General features: G+C 66.1%; 15 protein-coding genes. 7 read left to right on the top strand and 8 right to left on the bottom strand.

The annotated features are described in order from the left end of the window. Positions 1–88: 88 nt before the first annotated feature. Positions 89–1,201: a family 43 glycosylhydrolase gene (locus tag NDO75_RS17095; RefSeq protein WP_310907823.1), complete on the bottom strand. Its 1,113-nt coding sequence runs from the start codon at positions 1,199–1,201 to the stop codon at positions 89–91. Positions 1,202–1,421: 220 nt separating this feature from the next. Here NDO75_RS17095 and truA point away from each other — a divergent pair, with 220 nt between their 5' ends. Then, entirely contained in the window at positions 1,422–2,258 is an 837-nt protein-coding gene (gene truA, locus NDO75_RS17090) for a tRNA pseudouridine(38-40) synthase TruA (RefSeq protein ID WP_310907822.1), read from the top strand. A gap of 130 nt (positions 2,259–2,388) precedes the next feature. Continuing rightward, positions 2,389–3,534: an NADH dehydrogenase subunit gene (locus NDO75_RS17085; protein ID WP_310907821.1), complete on the top strand. Its 1,146-nt coding sequence runs from the start codon at positions 2,389–2,391 to the stop codon at positions 3,532–3,534. A 73-nt stretch (positions 3,535–3,607) separates the two neighbouring features. Here the strand turns inward: NDO75_RS17085 and NDO75_RS17080 are convergent, their stop codons facing one another. From NDO75_RS17080 to hpt, 3 genes are all read right to left on the bottom strand, one after another. After that, the gene (locus NDO75_RS17080) at positions 3,608–4,990 is read right to left on the bottom strand and encodes a M28 family metallopeptidase (protein WP_310907820.1); all 1,383 of its coding nucleotides are present in this window, start codon (positions 4,988–4,990) and stop codon (positions 3,608–3,610) included. 69 nt (positions 4,991–5,059) lie between these two features. Further along, complete coding sequence (locus NDO75_RS17075) at positions 5,060–6,445, bottom strand: nucleobase:cation symporter-2 family protein (RefSeq protein WP_310907819.1); 1,386 nt, start codon at positions 6,443–6,445, stop codon at positions 5,060–5,062. A 178-nt stretch (positions 6,446–6,623) separates the two neighbouring features. Beyond that, positions 6,624–7,178, bottom strand: coding sequence for a hypoxanthine/guanine phosphoribosyltransferase (gene hpt, locus NDO75_RS17070; protein WP_310907818.1), 555 nt, complete (start codon positions 7,176–7,178; stop codon positions 6,624–6,626). A 155-nt stretch (positions 7,179–7,333) separates the two neighbouring features. Here hpt and pepF point away from each other — a divergent pair, with 155 nt between their 5' ends. The 4 genes from pepF (at position 7,334) to NDO75_RS17050 (ending at position 11,833) form a co-directional block, all read left to right on the top strand. Further along, positions 7,334–9,127, top strand: coding sequence for an oligoendopeptidase F (gene pepF / locus NDO75_RS17065; RefSeq protein WP_310907817.1), 1,794 nt, complete (start codon positions 7,334–7,336; stop codon positions 9,125–9,127). Positions 9,128–9,321: 194 nt separating this feature from the next. Beyond that, positions 9,322–10,554 (top strand): proteasome-activating nucleotidase, encoded by a 1,233-nt coding sequence (locus NDO75_RS17060; RefSeq protein ID WP_310907816.1) that lies wholly within the window; start codon positions 9,322–9,324, stop codon positions 10,552–10,554. Positions 10,555–10,894: 340 nt separating this feature from the next. Next, the gene (locus tag NDO75_RS17055; protein WP_310907815.1) at positions 10,895–11,374 is read left to right on the top strand and encodes a pyruvoyl-dependent arginine decarboxylase; all 480 of its coding nucleotides are present in this window, start codon (positions 10,895–10,897) and stop codon (positions 11,372–11,374) included. A gap of 60 nt (positions 11,375–11,434) precedes the next feature. After that, entirely contained in the window at positions 11,435–11,833 is a 399-nt protein-coding gene (locus NDO75_RS17050) for a DUF5811 family protein (RefSeq protein WP_310907814.1), read from the top strand. Between the two features lie 47 nt (positions 11,834–11,880). On the opposite strand, the gene NDO75_RS17045 is transcribed toward NDO75_RS17050, so the two are convergent. The 3 genes from NDO75_RS17045 to NDO75_RS17035 form a co-directional block, all read right to left on the bottom strand. Continuing rightward, on the bottom strand, positions 11,881–12,285 hold the full coding sequence (locus tag NDO75_RS17045; RefSeq protein WP_310907813.1) for a DUF6276 family protein: 405 nt from the start codon (positions 12,283–12,285) through the stop codon (positions 11,881–11,883). A 39-nt stretch (positions 12,286–12,324) separates the two neighbouring features. After that, a complete protein-coding gene (locus tag NDO75_RS17040) occupies positions 12,325–13,041 on the bottom strand; it encodes a V-type ATP synthase subunit D (RefSeq protein ID WP_310907812.1) in 717 nt (238 codons plus the stop codon). A 97-nt stretch (positions 13,042–13,138) separates the two neighbouring features. Then, positions 13,139–13,342 (bottom strand): zinc ribbon domain-containing protein, encoded by a 204-nt coding sequence (locus tag NDO75_RS17035; protein ID WP_310907811.1) that lies wholly within the window; start codon positions 13,340–13,342, stop codon positions 13,139–13,141. 59 nt (positions 13,343–13,401) lie between these two features. On the opposite strand from NDO75_RS17035, the gene NDO75_RS17030 reads away from it, so the two are divergent. Then, positions 13,402–13,611, top strand: a complete 210-nt coding sequence (locus NDO75_RS17030) for a hypothetical protein (protein ID WP_310907810.1) — start codon at positions 13,402–13,404, stop codon at positions 13,609–13,611. A gap of 32 nt (positions 13,612–13,643) precedes the next feature. Here NDO75_RS17030 and NDO75_RS17025 read toward each other — a convergent pair whose 3' ends face one another. Beyond that, entirely contained in the window at positions 13,644–15,257 is a 1,614-nt protein-coding gene (locus NDO75_RS17025; RefSeq protein ID WP_310907809.1) for a long-chain-fatty-acid--CoA ligase, read from the bottom strand. Positions 15,258–15,347: the final 90 nt, after the last annotated feature.

Raw genomic sequence — 15,347 nt, 5'->3', positions numbered from 1 at the left:
GAACCCGTGGATCGGGGGTGAGGGCACAGACCAGCGAACGCTGGACGCCGGTACCGTGCTCCGCCGTTAGCGAGTCGCTCTCGTCCCGTTACAGCAGATCGAACAGCCTCTCGCCGATTTCGGAACCGTCGGTAGCGCTGTCGCAGTCGTAGCTGCCGGTGCCAGGCATCGGGCTCTGCGTACTCGGCGTTCCATCGCAAGCGACGACCGGCCAGCCGTTTTCCCCCCGGATTCGATCGATCATCATCGTGCGGTCTTCCCGGTCTGCCGTGGCCTCGACGTGGTAGAGCATCCACCAGTCGCCGTTCTCGTCCTGAATCGCGGTGTTGTGGCCCGGACCGATGAACTCGTTCGTTCCCTCGAGGATCGCCACGCCGCTGCAGTGTTCGTTCAGGTCGCGCAGGTCGGTCCCGGTCTGGTTGTAGTAGGAGCCGAAGAATGACTCGGATCGGCCGACCTCGATCTCATAGGTGCTGTCGGAGCCCTCACAGCAGTGGCCGGTCGAGTAGAACAGGTAGTAGTAGCCGTTCTCGCGGACGATCATCCCGCCCTCGCGTTTGTCGCCGGCGAGGTGGAACGTCGTTCCCGGGACGTAATCCGTGCCGTCGCTCGTGAGTTCGACGCCGTGAATCCCGTACCGGCTTCCCCATACGAGATACGGCACCCCGTCGACGACGCGAAACTCCGAATCGATGCAGTTGGTCATTTCGAGGTCCTCGGCCCTGAACACCGGCCCCTGATCCTCGAACGGACCGTCCGGCGAGTCGGCAGTCGCAAGGCCGATTCCGGGGTTGTTGGCGCTTCCCCACGTCGAGTAGGAGTAGTAGAGGTAGTACTGTCCGTTGTAGTAGTTGATATCGGGCGCCCATACGCCGGCGTCGGGGTTGTCGCGCCAGTCGGGGTAACTGTCGAGTGCCGAATCGATGTACGTCCAGTCCACGAGGTCGTCCGAGGTCGCTATCGGAACGATGTCGTTCGGCGTTTCGGTCCCGTACGCGTAGTAAGTGCCGTCATCGGCCTGAATGGCGGTCACGTCACCGAACCCGACCGGGCCAACGGGGTTGTGATAGTGGGTCCAACTGGCGTCGGCGGTCGCGGACCCGCTCGTCGCGACCGTACCCGCAGTCGTGAGCGCGCCGGCTCCGATCGTTTTCAGGACGCTCCGTCGCTCCGTGTCCGTGCGGTCGTGAGTATCGAGCACGCTAGCACAGCACACGCTTCCCGCGACCAATAGCCTCGTTCCGCTCATCTGAACCCAAATAAGTGGTGTCGGATTCGGGCACTCTCGTCCCGATCACGTCGTCTCTCCCCATCGCCCCGTTCTACGCACCTGGTCACCGGCTGCTGTTTCGAGCGCCGGGCCGCCGTCACCACAGCGATCGGTATAACTCGCTGGCCGCGCTGGGTCGACTCGAGACCCAATGGTACACCGCGCGTTCCGGATCGCCTACGACGGGACGAGTTACCACGGCTTTCAGCGCCAGCCCGACGTCCCCACCGTCGAGGAGGCGATCTTCGATGCCTGCCGCGCGCTCGACGTTCTCGCTCCCGATGCCGACAAACCCGACGGTTACGCCGCCGCGGGTCGCACCGACGCGGGCGTCTCCGCGCTCGCCCAGACGATCGCGCTCGAGGCACCCGACTGGCTCGCACCGCGGGCGCTGAACGCCGAACTACCGGCCGACGTTCGGGCGTGGGCGGTGGCCGACGCGCCAGCGGGGTTCCACGCGACCCACCACGCCAACCGCCGCGTCTACACGTATCACCTGTACGCGCCCGCCGACGAAAGCGATCGCGCGGCCCGTTCTATCGACGACGATCGGTTCCGCGCCGCCTGCGAGGCGCTTTCTGGGACCCACGATTTCCACAACCTGACGCCGGACGACCGCAACACCGAGCGTTCGCCGTCGCTCGATGTTCGCCGCGAGGGCGACTATCTCGTCTGCACCGTCAGCGCCGGCGGGTTCGCCCGCGAACTCGTCCGCCGGCTGGTGTCGCTGGCTCGCGACGTGGGAACCGGCGACGAACCGCTCGCGAAGATCGACCGCGCCCTCGCGTCCGAACCGCTCCCCGGTCACGAGGGGATCGCGCCCGCTCCGCCGGAGCCGCTGGTGCTGACCGACGTGCAGTACCCGGACCTTACCTTCGAGACCGACGAGGAGGCAGCCGCCAGCGCTCGAGCCGTCTTCGAACGCCGCCGAATCGACCGACGAACGGACGCGCGGGTGGCCGGGCAGGTGGCCGACGGAATTCGATGAGGCGACCCCGGAATACGGAGTTCGTCGTCTTTATCCGCGACACTGTGATACTATCCCAACCGGGGTATAAAAGAAGCCTCACGCACGCGGCAGAATTCGTACTCGCGGTCGACGCGTAGGTGTAGTCGTCATGCCACGAGAGGTACTTCGGCCCGATCGGCTATCGGCTCTACCGGCGGTGCGGGACGGCGGCGTCGAACGCGTTCGAAACGCCGGTATCGCGGGTGCGGGTGGCGCCGGGTTCCCGTCCTACGCGAAGTGGGAGCGGGTGGCCTCGACGGACTATCTGCTGGTGAACCATCAGGAGAGCGAACCAAACTTCTTCGTCGACAAGTGGCTCGGGCGGTCCCGAGCGGCCGAGTTCGCGTCGCTCTTCGACGCCCTGCTCGAGGACGCGTTCGAAGCCGTGGTGGTCAGCGCCAAGTGGACGGATCGGGACGAACACATGACCGAACTGGAAGCCGAGACCGGCGGGACGGTGGTGCCACCGGACGAGCTTCCGCTCGACGCCGAAGACCAGTCCGGCGTCGTCTTCGCCTACACGGACGCTCGATACCAGTACGGAATGGAGAGCGTCCTCCTCGACGTCGTCGCCGACACCGTGGTCGGTAGCGACCTGCCGACCGATCGCGGCTGGCTCGTCCAGAACACCGAAACGATGGCCAACGTCTACCGGGCGTTGACCGACGGAACGCCAGTCACGCACACGTACGTCCACGTGGACGGGGCCGTCCCGAGACACCGGTTCCTCGAGGTTCCGATCGGGACGCCCGCGAGCGAGCTCCTGTCGGCCGCGGGCCGCCCGCCGGACGAGCTTCCGTCGGACGCGGTGCTCGCGTCCGGCGGTCCCGGCTGGTGTTTCGAGATCGAGACGTCGGCGGACGAGTTCGCGGTCGACAAGTCGACGAACGGGCTCCTGGTGCTTTCCGAATCGACCGTCGCGGACAACACGCTCGGCGACGGCCGGATCGACGTGCTCGAGTCGCGCGACTGGACGGCCGGACCGACGGAGACTGAACCGACGGCGACGATCGAACCGGATGTCGTTCGCATCCCGCTGGTCACGAACCCGGACTTCGAAGGGACGGTCAGTCCCGGTGTTCCCGCCGTGGAACCCGGAGACGGCGTCGAAACCGGAGCGGTCGTCGCGACTCCCCCGTCGAACGGGATCGGCGTGCCGCACCACGCTTCCATCGACGGCAAAGTGACCGCCGTCACCGAGACGAGCATCGAGATCACCGCCGAGGGCGCTCCCGGAGCGAACCGCACCGGGTAGCCCGCTCGAGCGAATACTCCCCGTCTCCGGGCGACGGCGAGCGCCGAACCGATCGCTGATCAGTGTCCGTTACCTACCGCCACTCGTCCGGCCAGATGGCCGCCGCCCGCATACCCGGTTCGTACTCCTGCTCTCGCAACTGCTCGCGGAGCTCGTCCTCGTCGACGCGGGGGACGTCCCGCGTCGCGAGTTCGCGGACGAGCAGCGCCGTCAGTATCGCGTGTTCTCGGAGGGTTCGCGGATCGACCTTGTCGCGGGTGTCCGCGGCCGTGTGGCCCCACCCCCGACCGCGCTCGCCGCCCTCTGGCGGTTGGCTGTGGAGTTGCAGCGCCGGTACCCCCGCCCGGAGAAACGGCCAGTGGTCGCTGAACGGATGCGGATCGGGCTCGGGGACGACCGGTTGGCCGAACGCGTCGGTCACGTCGTTCGCGAGGGCTTCGAGCGCCGCGGAGCCGTGCGAGAACGCCCGCAGATCCCGGTGGCGGCCCGCACCGTCGACGTTGACGATCGCGTGGACCGACTCGAGGTCGAGTTCGTCGGCCAGCGCCTCGGCACCGAGTAAGCCGACCTCCTCGCAGCCGACGCCGGCGATTCGGACTCGCCGCTCGAGGTCGGCCTCGATCGCCGCGAGGATCGGCGTCGCGCCGACCACGGTGGCGATGCCACAGCCGTTGTCGAGTGCCCCTTCGCCGACGTCGTGGGCATCGTAGTGGGCGAGGACGAGCACCTCCTCGTCCGTCTCCGGTCCCAGCACACCGCAGACGTTCCGGCTCGAGCCGTCACGCGTCGTCGCGTCGACGCGGAGCCGTGCCCGCGACCCGCGGTCGGCGTACTCCGCGAGCCAGTCGTGCGTTTCGGCGCTGACGCCGACGCCCGGCGCGGCGGCCTCGGCGTCGAACTGGAGCGCACCCGTCGGGGGCAACTGGCCGGGAACGTGGTTGCCGAAGACGAACGCCGCCGCGCCCGCCGCGACCGCGTGGCCGAATTTCTCCATCCGGTGGACGAACCGCTGTCCCGGTGGCGTCGTCGTGCTCGCGACGGCGATCGCGCCCTGCAGGTCCGCCTCGTCGATCTCCTCGGGAGTCCCGTAGCCGACGTCGACCAGCGGCCCCTCGACGTCGCCGGCCGGCGAGTACGGCAGCGCGATGGCCTCGAACGAGCGCCCGCTCGTCCCCCCGCTCTCGAGTACCGCGAACTCGGTCGAACCCCGTTCCCAGTACTGCATCGGGAATTCGTCGAACTCAACGTTCGCGAGCCCCGCGTCCTCCAGCGATTCGCGGACGATTTCGGCCGCCCGTCGCTCGCCGCCCGACCCACCCAGCCGGTGGGAGAGTTCGGTCAACCGGGTCAGCAGTTCCCAGGGTCGGTCGTCGGCCCAGGCGTGGCCGATCGCTCGCTCGAGCGCTGTCGGCCGTTCTGCAGCCGTGGAATCGGTCTCTCGATCGCCGTCGTCCATACCGCCAGTTCTCCGTCGATCGGCAAAAGAGCGGGCCAGGGAGTGCCCGGCCGTACGCGCCGAACTGGATCAGTCGTCGCTGGGTTCCAGAGGGGCGGATTCGGCAGCGGATTCCGACTCGACAGACGGGGCGTCGAACAGCGGGCTCTCCGCGCCGGGAACGAGCGTGTTGAGGACTAGCGCCGAGAGCGCCGTCATGATGACGGGCTGGCCGAAGAACGTCTCGGCGGCGGTCGGCAGCCCCGAAAGCGCCTCGGGGCGAGTCGCGACGCCCAGTCCCAGTCCGAGCGCGACCGCGACGATGGTCATGTTCCGGCGGTTGAACTCGGTGTTCAGGAAGATCAGTCGGACCCCGCTGGCGGCGACCATGCCGACCATCAGCAGGACGGCACCGCCGAAGACCGCGTGAGGGATCGTCGTGACGACGGCGCCCACCTTCGGGCTGAACCCGAGGATCGCGAGGATGACGCCGCCGATCCCGACGACGTGGCGGCTCATGACGCCGGTGAAGCTGACGATGCCAACGTTCTGCGAGAACGAGGTGACGGGGAATGCGGCGAAGACCGCGCCGAGCGAACTCAGCAGGCCGTCGTTGAACAGACCGCCGCGGAACTCCGATTCCGTGGGATTGCGCCCCTCGGCGGCGGTGACGCCGGACATGTCGCCGACGGTCTCCATCGCGGAGACGAGAAAGAGAAAGGCGAAGGTGACGATCGCGATCGGCTCGAACTCGAAGCCAAAGCGGGTCGGGGACGGCAGCGCGACCCAGGCCGCGTCACCGACGGCCGAGAAATCGACGACGCCGAGTGCGAGAGCGGCGACGTATCCGACGCCGAGGCCGGCGAGGATACTCAGCAGGCGCGTGACGCCCTGCGTGAACAGATTGAGGCCGACGGCGACGGCCAGCACGAGGGCCGCCAGCCCGATATTGTGGAGCGCTCCGTAGTCCGAAGCACCGACGCCGCCGGCGGCGTAGTCCATTCCGACCGGAATCAGATAGAGGCCGATGATGACGACAACCAGGCCGGTGACCAGCGGCGGGAAGAACGGCTGGATTCGCTTGAACTGCCACCCGATGAGCCCCTCCACGACGAACCCCGTGACGAGGATCGCACCGAACACCGCGGCCATCCCGAAGTCGACCCCGATCGTCGTCGCAGCGCCGACGAAGGTAAAACTCGAGCCCATGACGATCGGGAGGCGCGCGCCGATCGGTCCCAGTGTGTACGCCTGCACGATCGTCGCCAGCCCGGAAAACAGCAGGACCATCTGGACGATGTAGGCCGTGTCGGCGGCGCCGAGCCCGACCCCGCCGGCGACGATGAACGCCACCGAGGTCGAGGGAACGATCATCACTGCGATGTGTTGGAGGGCGAGCAGGATCGACTTCGGCCACGGTGGCCGATCGTCGAGGCCGTACGTGAGTTGGATGCTCCCGTCCGAGTCGGTCGACATTGTCTGCCCGCCACGTTGCAAATGGATGCACAAAAAGTTTCGTACATGCGCTCAATCCGGCGGTAATCACGCCTCGAATGATCATCTTTGTGCATACCTCGTGGGTCCGCGTCGCCGACAGCCGCTATCGAGTCGGCGGTCAACGGGCGCTCGAGACCCCGGCACGTCGTCGCGACGGTCACCGGGTCGAGTGGACCGTCACCTCGCCGTCCTCGACGGTGATGTCGGCGAGACTCGTCGCCTCGTAGTCCGTCTCGTCGAGCGCCGAGTCGCCGACTTTCCGCAGCACGACGACGATGTCGACGATCTCCGCACCGATGCCGTCGAGCGCGTCACAGATCGCCGCTAGCGTGCCCCCGGTCGAGAGCATGTCGTCGACGATTACGACGCGGTCTCCCGCTTCGATGTCGTTGATGTACATCTCCGACTCCGAGTAGCCGGTCTCCTGATGGAGCGACACCTCGCCCTCGAGCCCGTATGGCCGCTTCCGGATGACGACGAGCGGAACGTCGGTCTGCAGGGAGAGCGCGGTCGCGAGGTGAATACCCATCGCCTCGGGCGCGACGATCTTGTCGACGTCCAGATCCGCGACCCGCATCACCTCGATGACGACTTCCCGCAACAGGGCGGGATCGAGTCGCGGAACGCCGTTGCTGATCGGGTGGACGAGATACTCGTACCCGTCCTTGTCGATGATCGGTGCGTCGTCTAACGACTCGAGGAGCCGGTCCATGGTGGCGAATCGGGAAATCTACGTGAAAAGCGGTTCGTTCTCCGGTTCCAGCCTCGATCCCGGTCGCCCGCGGCTGCGCCCGTCGGCGACGCTGCCATCCACCGCGCGTGAAGGGGTCCGACACGCTTTACCGCCGCCGCTCCGAATCCGTCGATATGAGTTCCGTACCCGACCGCTCCGAGGTCGACGAGGAGTACACCTGGGACCTCGAGAGCATCTACGCCACCGACGACGACTGGGAGGCCGCCTACGAGGCCGTCGCCGAGCGCGTCGAGGACCTCGAGACCTACGAGGGGCAGGTCACCGAGGACGCCGAGACCCTCCGTTCGGTGCTCGAGTTGCGCGACGAGATCATGCGCGAGGTGTCGACGGTCGCGGCCTACGCCCGCATGCGTCGCGACGAGGACACGACGAACCAGCAGTACCAGGCGCTGACGGCCCGGTCGCAGTCGCTGGCGGCCGACGCCCAGTCCGCCGCCTCCTTCATCGATCCCGAGATTCAGGAGCTGACCCGCGAGGAGTTCGACGAGATGGTCGAAACCGAACCCGCCCTCGAGACCTACGACCACTACGTCGACGACGTCCTCCGGATGAAACCCCACACCCGCTCGGCCGAGGTCGAGGCGCTGCTGGCCGATCTGAGCGAGGTGACCGGCGCGACGGGCGAAGTCTACAACATGCTCTCGAACGCCGACATGGAGTTCCCCACTGTCGAGGACCCCGAGGGCGAGGCCGTCGAGATCACCCAGAGTAACTTCACGAACCTACTCAAGCGGCCCGACCGCGACTTCCGAAAACGGGTGTACGAGGGCTACTTCGACGAGTGGGAGTCGGTTCGGAACACGGTCGCAGCCAGCTACAAGAACAGCGTCAAGGCCGACGTCAAGACCGCTCGAGCGCGAAATTACGATACTGCGCGTGAGGCTGCCCTCGACGGCCCGAACGTTCCCGTCGAGGTCTACGACACGCTCGTCGATACTGTCCACGACAACGTCGACAAACTCCACCGCCACGCCGAACTCAAGCAGCGCGCACTCGGCGTCGACGACCTGCAGATGTGGGACCTCTACATGCCGCTGACCGGCGACGAAGGCCCAGATCTGGAGTACGACCAGGCGACCGAGTACGTCGTCGACGCGCTCGCGCCGCTGGGCGAGGCGTACCAGTCCCGCGTCGCGGAGGGACTGGACTCCCAGTGGGTCGACGTCTACGAGAACGAGGGCAAACAGTCCGGTGCCTACTCCGGCGGCACCTACGACACCCAGCCGTTCATCCTGCTGAACTACCAGCAGGACATCTCCTCGATGTACACGCTGGCCCACGAACTCGGCCACTCGATGCACTCTGAACTCACGAAGGAGGAACAGCCGTTCATCTACTCGAGCTACGAGATCTTCGTCGCCGAGGTCGCCAGCACGGTCAACGAGGCCCTGCTCACCAACCACCTCCTCGAGACCGTCGAGGACCCCGAGTTCCGCAAGCACGTCCTGAACGAATTCCTCGAGCGCGTGCGCTCGACGCTGTACCGTCAGACCCTCTTCGCCGAATTCGAACACGAAACGCACCGACTCGAGGAAGAAGGCGAGCCGCTAACCGCCGACCGACTGGACGAGGTCTACCGCGGACTCAAAGCGGACTACTACGAACCCGCCGTTATCGACGATCGGATCGCCCGCGAGTGGATGCGCATTCCGCACTTCTACCGGGCGTTCTACGTCTATCAGTACGCCACCGGTATCTCCGCCGCATTGGCCATCGTCGACGACGTCCTCGAGCGCGGCCAGCCCGCCGCCGACGACTACCTCGAGTTTCTTCGCCGGGGTTCCCGCGAGTACCCCCTCGAACTCCTGCGGATCGCCGGTGTCGACATGAGCAGTTCGGAGCCGATCGAGCGCGCGCTCGAGACCTACGGCGAACGCCTCGAAGAGTTCGAGTCGCTGCTCGACTGAGCAGGTGCCCCTCGTCACCCGTTTCGCCGCTCCACATCGCGTTCGTGCCCATCGTTTCGTCGAGCTATCCGAGACTGAATCTCCTCACAGCGTTCGCCCTGTCCTTGCCGGGCGTGCATTGATACCATCCGACAGAAAACCCTCCGCGACCCAAAGGCACATTTACTGTCGCTATCTTAACGGCGTGTATCAGGATGTCTCGAAGCCCGTCTATTCCCGACCGACCTCACCGCGATATCGACCCCGACCTCCCAGACGACGAGCGGCTCGAGGCGCTCCGCGGGCACTACGAAGACCTCGTCGACGTCAACGAGCAGCTCTCGGGCCAGCTCGACGACGCCGAGGACCGTCGAGCGCGCCTCCAGGAGAAGGTCGACCGCGTCGAACGCGAAAACGAGACGTTGAAGAGTTCTTCACTGTACATCGCCACCGTCGAGGACGTCCTCGGGGACGAGGAGGTCATCGTCAAACAGCACGGGAACAACCAGGAGGTGCTCACCGAGGTTTCGACGCGGATGGTCGATCGCGTCGAACCCGGCGACCGCGTCGCAGTCAACGACTCCTTCGCGATCCAGACGATTCTGAACGCCGAGACCGACGCGCGCGCCCAGTCGATGGAGATCACCGAGAAGCCGGAAGTCACCTACGCCGACATCGGCGGCATCGACGAGCAGGTCCGGGAGGTTCGCGAGGCCGTCGAACAGCCCCTCGCGGAGCCCGAACTGTTCGACGAGGTCGGAATCGACCCGCCCAGCGGCGTCCTGCTCTACGGACCGCCCGGAACGGGGAAAACGATGCTCGCCAAGGCCGTCGCCAACGAGACCGACGCTACCTTCATCAAGATGGCCGGCTCCGAGCTCGTCCGCAAGTTCATCGGTGAAGGCTCGCGGCTCGTCCGCGACCTCTTCGAGATGGCTCGCGAGCGCGAACCCGCCATCATCTTCATCGACGAGATCGACGCCATCGCTACCCGTCGCACTGAGTCCAAGACCTCCGGCGACGCCGAGGTCCAGCGGACGATGATGCAACTGCTCTCCGAGATGGACGGCTTCGAGGCCCGCGGCGAAATCCGCATCATCGCCGCCACCAACCGCTTCGACATGCTCGACCGCGCCATCCTCCGGCCCGGCCGCTTCGACCGCCTCATCCAAGTACCCGAACCCGACGAATCCGGCCGCGAGCAGATCCTCGAGATTCACACTCGCGACATGAACATCGCCGACGGCGTCGACTTCGCCGCGCTGGCCGCCGACACCGACGGCTACTCCGGGGCCGACATCGAGAGCCTCGCCACCGAAGCCGGTATGTTCGCCATCCGCAACGACCGCGACGAAGTCACCCACTCGGACTTCGCCGAGGCCCTAGAGAAGATCGAAAACGACGACTCGAGCGACGTGATCTCGTCGGCTGGCTACTTCTACCAATAACGACCGACCTTTTGCTCTGCGTGGGGTCGCAAAGCGACCCCACTCGGCGAAACGTCGATGAAAAGCACTCCTCACTCCGTTCCGGTCCCTTCGGGACCTCCACATCGGTCGTCGGCCCGCTCGCTCCCTGACTCGCGGCCGTCGGCCGCTCGTCTTACCGCGGCGCGTAGCGCCGCGCATTCGGTCGCTCGCGGTCGGTGACTGGGTGACGGCCTGCCTTCCCCCGACTCGCGGAGCCCTCAGTTCTTCGAGCGCTGCTCGCGGCCGCTGTACGATCGTCCGACGGCAGTAGAGCGATTCGGATCGCAAGTCCTTACGCCGCTCGTCCCCGAATGCGTGTATGAGTCTGATTCGAGTTGTCTGGGGGACCGCATCGGCTCCCACGGCGATGTCTTCGTACGATGCCGCGCTCGCCGAGGCAGGCGTCGAGAACTACAACCTCGTCTCGGTGTCGTCCGTGATTCCCGCGGGCGTCGACGTCGAGGCCGTCGGCACCGCGCCGAATCTCGGCCCCGCCGGCGAGCGCCTGACCGTCGTCGAGGCGCGGGCTACCACCGCCGGCCCCGGCCGCGTGAGTGCCGCGCTCGCGTGGTCGCAGTCCGCCGACGACGGCCCGGGATTGTTCTACGAAACGTCGGGCGAAATGGATCGCGAAGACGTCGAACGCCGGGTCCGCGAGGGGCTGGCCGCCGGTCAGGACCTTCGGGACTGGGAGTTCGCCGATCCACGGGTCGCCGTCGAGAGCTGCCAGGCGGACTCGGGTCGGTACACGACCGCCGTCGTCCTCGCCGTCTACGGTGACAGCGAGCCGATCATCTAGGATCCCCCGAAGGCGAACCCTTTTTACCTGTCGTCCCATTGCTACGGGCACACACTTCTCATGAACGGAAATACGCCGTACGCAGGGCTACCGGGCGAGACTGGGGCTGGGCAGCGCGCCGCGGCGGACGTTCCCGACCTCTCGAGTGCGCAAAAGCGGCTGCTCCACCGCGATGTCTCGCGGATCGCCGCCCGCACACGTGAGTTCCTCCCCAGCGAGTACGTCGTCGACGCCGACGTCTCGAGCGGCCTGACCGGTCCGCAGGTCACCGTCGCCGTCCGCCCGCCCATCGGCCACGCCGTCAGCGCCGGTTTCACGCCGGAGATGGACGAAGGGGCCACTCCCGAGGAGGTTATCACCGCCGACGAACGCAACGAGGTCGCCCGGGGGCTGGCCGCGAGCGCTGCCCTGCAGGTGAAACAGGCCGTCAGCGACGGCGTGCGGCCGACCGGCAAGTAACGGACCTCTTTTCGTCTCGAGATCGCTCGGGAGCGCGATCGACCCCGTCAGTACAGCAGTTGCTCGAGCTGATGCCGTCTGCGCTCGAGGTCGATCGCCGGCTCGACCGACGGATCGGCGACGAGCCGATCGAGGACGAGCAGCGGATCGGTACCGACGCGTTCGACCTCTCTGAGCAGCAGCTCGATTTCGGTACGGTTCGTCGCGAGCGACGAACAGAGGCCGATCGCGAGCGCGAGCGGGACCGCTCGCTCGGATTGTGTCGGAAACGCGTCGCTGATACGTGCGAAGTCGGGCGTTTCGATCGCGTGTTCGTCCCGTTCGGGTGTCGGCTCGAGGGTCAGACAGTGCGGACAGACGGTCGCGGACGCGGCCGCGGACGGCGAGTACTCGCGGTACTCGTCGGGGATGGAAAACGAAATCGTCGACGCACCGCATTCGGAACAGGCCATATTCGCGTTCAACCGCGGGCGCCGTGGGAATCGGTTCGATCAGTCGTCGTCGGCGGTCGCCTGCTCGAGTTCGGTCTCGTCTTCGGACTCGGGTTCGGTCTCCGCTGCGGTCTCGCGTTCTTCCTTCTCTTCGGCTTCCTTCTTCTCTTTGATCTTCTTCAGGCGGAACGTCTCCTCACGTTCCTGTTCCTCGAGTTTCTGCTCGATGTACTCCTGGTTCTCGTAGAGTTCCGGCAGGAGCTTGAACTCGAGGGCGTTGACGCGGCGCTTGGTGGTCTCGATCTCGCGAAGCATCTTCTTCATCGCCGTCTCGACCTCGGCGGCGAGGATGATGCTCTCGAGGAGGTCCTCGTAGGCTTCGGCGGCTTCGTCGATGCGGGCGGAGGTGCCCATGATCCCGTAGCCGCGCTGATCGAGGCTCTTCGAGACTCGCGAGGATTCGATCTGCGGGACGACGACGCCCATGATGTTCTTCGACTCGGTGGTGATCTCGGGGTGTTCCTGCAGCGCCGCCGCGGCACCGCGGACGGCGACGTCGCCTTCCATCGCGCGGGCCATGTTGATCTTCTGCTGGGCGTCCTCGTAGTCCTGTGCGAGGTCCCCGCGGACGTCCTGGGCCTTGTCCAGAATGTCCATGAATTCCATGATCAGCCCGTCGCGTTTCTTCTCGAGCGTCCCGTGTCCCCGCTCGGAGAGCTCGATGCGATCCTCGATCGCCATCAAGTTCTTGCGGGTGGGCTTGACGTCGTTGGCCATCTTGTGGGGGGCTAGCGCCCCCAGTCGGATAACTGTTTACAGTTTCCGCGCGACGCGTGCGCCCGCACGAGCGGAAATCGGTCGCGACCGCACGCCGCTAACCGAGAAACGGGTCGATCATGTCGCCCGACGACTGCCCCTTGTAGAGCTCCGAGTAGCCGCAGCTCGTGCAACTCACGACGTGGAATCGCCGGTTCTGGATGTCGAGCATCTTCGGCAGGCCGCTTCCCGTCGTCGAGATCTCGTCGATCTCCGTCTCCGTGTTGCCACACTTCGGACAGCCGCGGTCGTCGTCTCTCATACGTACCCGAATCGTGTCAATACACAAATTTTTGTGGTCGTCACGTCGCACATCGACCGATGGGTAGCGTTTTCGTGTTCATGCTGCTGATCGCGGTCGCGTTCACGCTGGTCCTCTGGCTGGCGATCAGCCGGGAAACGTCGGATCCGACCGTCGTCGACCGCGCGGAAGCCGAACGAATCGCCAAGGAACGCGGCGGCCGACGGCCGTCGGCCGGAGCAACGCGCGACGATGACGACGAGCACGGGGATCGCCGCGACGTTCGATAACGGCTCTTTCGGCGTCGAACCGAGACGCCCGGCTATCCCTCCCCGACCATGCGCTCTTCGTCCTCCCACTCGTCCTGTCGGAGTTCGTACTTCTGGACCTTCCCCGTCGCAGTCGTCGGCAGTTCGTCGACGAACTCGACCCGGTGGACGGCCTTGTAGCTCGCGAGTTGGTCGCGCGTGAAGGCCTCGAGGTCTCCCTCCGTCACGCCCGGGTCGTCGGGATCGCCGCTGGCCGGGACGACGAACGCCTTCGGCGTCTCGCCCCACTCATCGCTCGGCGCGGGAATCACCGCCACGTCCGACACCTCGGGATGGTCGAAGAGGGCGTCCTCGAGTTCGATGCTCGAGATGTTCTCGCCCCCAGAGATGATGATGTCCTTCTTGCGATCCTGGATGGCGATCATGCCGTTTTCGTCGATCGTCGCGAGGTCGCCCGTGTGGTAGTAGCCTTCGACGCGGTCGGTGAACGCTTCCTCGGTCGCCTCGGGCTTCTCCCAGTACTTCTCCATGATCTGGTTGCCGCGGACGACCACTTCGCCGATGGTCTCGTCGTCGCGGGGGACGTCCTCGCCATCCTCGTCGACGACGCGAATTTCGGTGCCCAGATACGCGAGCCCCTGGCGTTTCTTGATCCGGAACCGGTCGACGCTCTCGTCGTCGAAGTGACGGCGCGCGTCGGAGGTGGTGATCAGCGGGCCCGTCTCGGTCGCGCCGTAGACGTGTTTCAGGTACCAGCCGAACTCGTCCTCGACGGTTCTGATCGTGGCCTCCGGCGGCGCGCTGCCTGCGGTCGCGAGCCGGACCTCTCGCTCGCCGGTCGTCTCCGGTTCGTTCTCCTCGTAGTAGTCGACCAACATGTTGAGCACGGTCGGCGCACCGCACATGTAGGAGACGTCCTCCTCCCGGACGGCCTCGAAAATCTCGCCTGCATCCACGCCGCGCGTGCAGACGTGTTTCGCACCGATCCCGGTCACCGCGAAGATGTGGCCCCAGCCGTTCGCGTGGAACATCGGGAGCGTCCACAGGTAGGTGTCGTCGTCGGTCAACTCCTGGTGAGCCACCGTCAGGTAGGCGTGGATCGTCTCGCAGCGATGGGTGCGGCAAACACCCTTCGGGTCGCCCGTCGTCCCCGAGGTGTAGTTGATCGTGATGATCTCGTCCTCGCTCATCTCGGGCCGGTCGTAGTCGGTGCCCGCCTCCTCGAGCACGGCGTCGAAGTCTTCCCACTCTCCGTCGACCGCATCGGCGTCGTTCGTCACGAACGTCTCCGTCGGCACCTCGTCGCGGATCGCCTCGATCCTGTCGGCGAAGTCGTAGTCGGCGTAAATCGCGTCGACGCCCGCGTCCGACAGGATGTACTCGAAGTCGTCGGGCGTGAGCCGGTAGTTCAGCGGCGTGTGGACCGCGCCCAGTTGCATGATCCCGTAGGCCGCCTCGAGGTGGTAGTGGGTGTTCGGATCGAGGACGGCTACCCGGTCGCCCTTCTCGATGCCCCGTTGCTCGAGCGCCGCGGCGAACCGATCGACGCGCTCGCCGAGTTCGTCGTACGTGAATCGCTCCCCCGTGGTGGCGACGACCGCCTCGTCGTCACCGTAGTGCGTCCGCGCCCGGTCGAGAAACTCCGGCACGAGCAGTGGTTTGTGCATACATGTCACGCTTTACCGACGGCGCATACGATAGTTTCCATCAGTTGCAGAAACTGACAGTTCGGTCCCCGAACGGCTGTGGGCGGCTGT

The organism is Natrinema sp. 1APR25-10V2 (genome assembly GCF_031626495.1).
Lineage (GTDB): Archaea > Halobacteriota > Halobacteria > Halobacteriales > Natrialbaceae > Natrinema.
The sequence above is the reverse complement of the archived record's forward strand: the minus strand, read 5'-3'. Positions and strand labels throughout refer to the sequence as shown.